This window comes from Longimicrobiaceae bacterium (assembly GCA_035696245.1).
GTDB lineage: Bacteria > Gemmatimonadota > Gemmatimonadetes > Longimicrobiales > Longimicrobiaceae > DASRQW01.
In genome coordinates, this window is sequence record DASRQW010000086.1 from 1 (window position 1) to 4,064 (window position 4,064).

4 protein-coding genes are annotated in these 4,064 nt (G+C 68.9%); 3 read left to right on the plus strand and 1 reads right to left on the minus strand.

Annotated elements, in window-relative coordinates; translation table 11 throughout:
* The 3 genes from VFE05_04105 to VFE05_04115 all read left to right on the plus strand — a co-directional run.
* Positions 1-738 (plus strand): phosphate acyltransferase (locus VFE05_04105; protein HET6229238.1); only part of this gene is annotated, 738 nt, incomplete at its 5' end.
* A gap of 336 nt (positions 739-1,074) precedes the next feature.
* Complete coding sequence (locus VFE05_04110; GenBank protein HET6229239.1) at positions 1,075-1,626, plus strand: DUF402 domain-containing protein; 552 nt, start codon at positions 1,075-1,077, stop codon at positions 1,624-1,626.
* A gap of 289 nt (positions 1,627-1,915) precedes the next feature.
* Positions 1,916-2,719: a thioredoxin domain-containing protein gene (locus VFE05_04115; GenBank protein HET6229240.1), complete on the plus strand. Its 804-nt coding sequence runs from the start codon at positions 1,916-1,918 to the stop codon at positions 2,717-2,719.
* Between the two features lie 85 nt (positions 2,720-2,804).
* On the opposite strand, the gene VFE05_04120 is transcribed toward VFE05_04115, so the two are convergent.
* Positions 2,805-3,323, minus strand: coding sequence for an IS630 family transposase (locus VFE05_04120; GenBank protein HET6229241.1), 519 nt, complete (start codon positions 3,321-3,323; stop codon positions 2,805-2,807).
* Positions 3,324-4,064 lie beyond the last annotated feature (741 nt).

Sequence of the window (4,064 nt, forward strand, 5' to 3'; positions counted from 1 at the left end):
AGCCTGTACGCCCGCCGCCAGCGCAAGGGAATGCGCCTGGCCGACGCGCGCGGCGAGGTTCGCCGCTCCGTCCCCTTCGCCTCCATGATGGTGCAGGAGGGCGAGGCGGACGGCCTGGTCGCCGGCGAGGACATGTACTATCCGGAGACGATCCGCCCCGCGCTGCAGACCATCGGCACGGCGCCGGGGGTGAAGCACGTGGCCGGGCTGTACATGATGGTGCTGGAGCGCGACATCCTCTTCTTCGCGGACACGACGGTCAACATCGAGCCCACGGCCGACGCGCTGGCCGAGATCGCCACGCTCTCCGCGGCGTTCGTGCGGCGGCTGGGCATCGAGCCGCGGGTGGCGATGCTCTCGTTCTCCAACTTCGGCTCGGCGCGCCACCCGGTGGCCGACAAGGTCCGCGTGGCCACGCAGCTGGTGAAGGAGCGCGAGCCGGGGCTGGAGATCGACGGCGAGATGCAGGTGGAGGCGGCGCTCGACGCGGGGCTGCGCAAGCGCGAGCACCCGTTCAGCACGCTCAAGGGCAACGCCAACGTGCTCATCTTCCCGGACCTGAACTCGGCCAACATCGCGTACAAGCTGCTCGCCGGGCTGGGCGGGGCCGAAGCGTTCGGGCCCATCCTGCTGGGCATGGCGCACCCGGTGCACGTCCTCCAGCGCGGCAGCGAGGCGGCGGAGATCGCCAACCTCACCGCGTTCGCTGTGGTCGACGCACAGGACGGAGATGCGTGACCGCCCGCCGCTCCGCATCTCGTCGGCTCGCCCTATCGACGTGCGGCGACGGGAGATGCAGGGCGGCCCGGCGGGGTTTCGGGAGATGCGGAGCCGTCGATCGGCGGATCGGTCGATGTCCACCGGCGCCCTGGCATCGCGGCCGATGTGCGGCGGAACAGCGGTGAGTCGGGGGATGAGGGGCGGCGCGGAGATGTTTCGGCAGATGGGTGGAGATACCGCGGGTTCTCGGCGGATGGGCGGCCAACCGTCTCCCGCCTGGCTCGCCTGCGCGTTCGCGGTGGACGGATGCGCGACGGGACGCCAGATTGCCATCGTTCCAAACGGATGCCGCCGATGAGCCGGGCGGAGGGGCGCCGGGAGATAGTCACCATCCGCTACCGGCGGCTGCCGGACCGGGAGACGGTGTTCACGCAGGCGCTGGTCGCGGAGGAGGGGGACTGCACCGTCACCTTCTTGCCCGCGGCGGAGGTGAAGCGGGAGACGGTGGTGGACGGGCGGACGGTGCTGGAGCCCGGCTCGCCCATCGTCTGGTTTACGTACCGCGACCGATGGCACGACGTGGGGCGCTTTCATCGTGCGGACGGGACGTTCACCGGCTTCTATGCGAACGTGCTGACGCCGGTGGTGTTCCACGGGGGGACGTGGGAGACGACGGACCTCTGCCTGGACGTGTGGGTAGGTGTGGACGGCCGCGTGGAGATATTGGACCGCGACGAGTTCGATGCCGCCCTCGCCGCAGGCTGGATCGACGCCCGCACCGCCGCCCGCGCCCTCGCCGAAGCCGAGTCCCTGGCCCAAGCCGCCCGCGCCGGCACCTGGCCCCCGCCCGAGGTGCGCGCCTGGACCCTCCCCCGCGCCCGCGCCGCCGTGGCAGACGCACCCTAATCGTCAGCCCCGGCAACGTATTACCCGTCCGGTCAACCTGCGTGTGCTCCCGCGACCTCCGCAGCGAATTCGCACGGTGGACGGCATCGGTGCCGCGGCAGCAAGGTCCGACACGCAGGTCGGCTCCTACCAATTTGAGGCGACCAACGGGGGACGGCGGGCATCGAACACGCGCATCACGGCGATGCGTCGCATCGACCGTAACCGACGAGCAGGCAGGCGAGGTCGCGGGCCAGTTCGCATCTCCCGAAAGACGTACGCGGTTCTTCCATCTCACGCACGAGGAACGATGAAGCGACTCAGCAAGGGACCGCGCCGCGGCTTCCTGTTCAACGCCGGCCTGGCCGGCATCCTCTGCATCACCGCGGCGAGCAGCGCGTGCGGCCAGCTGGTGGGGCGCGACGCGGCCGCGAACGCCGCGTCGGCCAACCTGGACTCGCTGATGCAGCGCGCCGAGAACTCGCGGATGAAGGGCCCCGAGACGGCGCGCGTGACGCTGATCGAGGTGTCGGACTTCCAGTGCCCGTACTGCCGCCAGTTCTTCGACAGCACGTACGCCAAGCTGGACAGCGCCTACATTCGCACGGGTAAGGTGCGGCTGGTGTTCATGGCGTTCCCGCTGCCCGGCCACCGCGAGGCGTACGGCGCCGCCAAGGCAGCCTTCTGCGCCGGCGCGCAGGGCAAGTTCTGGCCGATGCACGACCAGCTCTTCTCCCGGCAGCGTGAGTGGAGCGGCGCCGCGGACCCGGCCGCGCGCTTCGCCGGCTACGCGGCGGGCATGCAGCTGGACGCGGGCGCCTACCGCAGCTGCGTGGAGAACGACCGCGTGGCGCCCATCATCCTGAACGACGTGATGCGGGCCAGCGGCGCGGGCATCGGCGGGACGCCCACGTTCATCCTGAACGGAAAGGCGCTCAGCGGCGCCATCCCCTTCAGCGACCTGAAGCAGGAGCTGGACGCCGCCCTCTCCGCCCCCGCCGCTCCGGCGCCCGGCGCCACCCCGCCCGCCGCGCCGCCAGCCGGAACGCGACCTGGCACACCGCCGGCCGGTGCGCCGCCCGCAACGCCTCCGCCAGCGACGCCGCGGCCGTAGCTCGGCATCGTCGAACCGTCCGACCGCGCTCCGCTCCCGCCGCACGACCGCGACGGGAGCAGAGTTGTAATACCAGATTCTTAGTTTAATCGTGCAATCCTAGGAGGCGGGGGTAACCGTAGTTGGTGAGAGAGGCGAGCGCGTCGGCGGTGTAGTCGCGGAGGATTTTCGCGGTGGCGCAGGCGAGCGCGTCGAGGCTGGCGGGGAGCTTGTCTCCCAGACGGTGGCGGAGATCGAGCCACACGCGTTCCGCAGGGTTGAGCTCGGGGGAGTAGGGTGGCAGACGCGCAAGAAGGATGTTGTCCGGGATGACGAGCGCTGCCGCGCCGTGTGCGGATGCTCCATCGAGAACCAGGATGTTCAGGGTATCCGGGAAGGCGAGGGAGAACTCGTCGAGAAAGGCTTGAAAGCAGCGGGTGTCGAGTGCGGGCAGCTCGAGGAAGAAGGACTCGCCCGAAGCCGGCTCGACCGCGCCGTAGAACCAGAGGTACTCGTAGCGCGGAAGCATGAGCTGGATCGGCTTGATGCCCGGGGCCGTGATGCGGCGCCCCGTCCCCGACTCGTGAAGCCCGATCCTCGTCTCGTCCTCGAAGAAGCAGCGCACCGGCAGGGGCGAGAAGGCGACGGCGAGATCGATAAGCCGCTTCAGCCAGCGGAGGAAGCCGGCGGCAACGACGACGTTTTTTTACATGCTGCGGTCTGGCCCTCTTCAGCTTGCTGCCCAGCCGGAAACGCACCAGGCCGTAGACCGTCGTGTAGGGGATATCGAGACCGAACTCCTGCTCGAGCCACTGCCGGACCTGCTTGTAGCTACAGAAGCCCTCGTCCTGAAGCTGCTCCTTGAGAGCTTTCAGCACCGCGGGCGTGAGCACCTTCTGCCCTGGCTTGGCCCCCGGCGCTCTGATGTCCAGCAGGGCATCCAGCCCGCCGTTCTCGTACGCCGAAAGCCACTCTCCGACGGTGTTGCGATGAACGCCCAGGTGCTTGGCCGCGGCACCCCGGCTCCGGACCTGGCCCGAGCAGATGAGGACGAGCAGGTGAACCCGCCTCTTCCGCTTCGCATCCTTCGTCTTCGCCAGCCGCTCCTCCAGGGTGTCCAGCGGCTCATGGATCTCCGGCATGACTCGGCGCATGGGCTCCTCCCATTGAGGTTAACCCAAGTTACTCGTCAATGCACGAACAAAACAAGAATCTGGTATAAGGCAGATCATCGGTTCAGAGACGTTGGCGCAGCGTCGGAGGTGGTAGATGCGTCGGGGCGGAGAGTTGAGGCCGCATCGGTGGAGAACTCTGCAACCGTGGCGATGCGAGATCCGAGAGTACCGTACGGAAAGAGAGAGGCCCG

Coding starts and splice junctions, on each gene's coding strand:
- VFE05_04115 (HET6229240.1), top strand. CDS start 1,916: ATGAAGCGACTCAGCAAGGGACCGCGCCGCGGCTTCCTGTTCAACGCC.
- VFE05_04110 (HET6229239.1), top strand. CDS start 1,075: ATGAGCCGGGCGGAGGGGCGCCGGGAGATAGTCACCATCCGCTACCGG.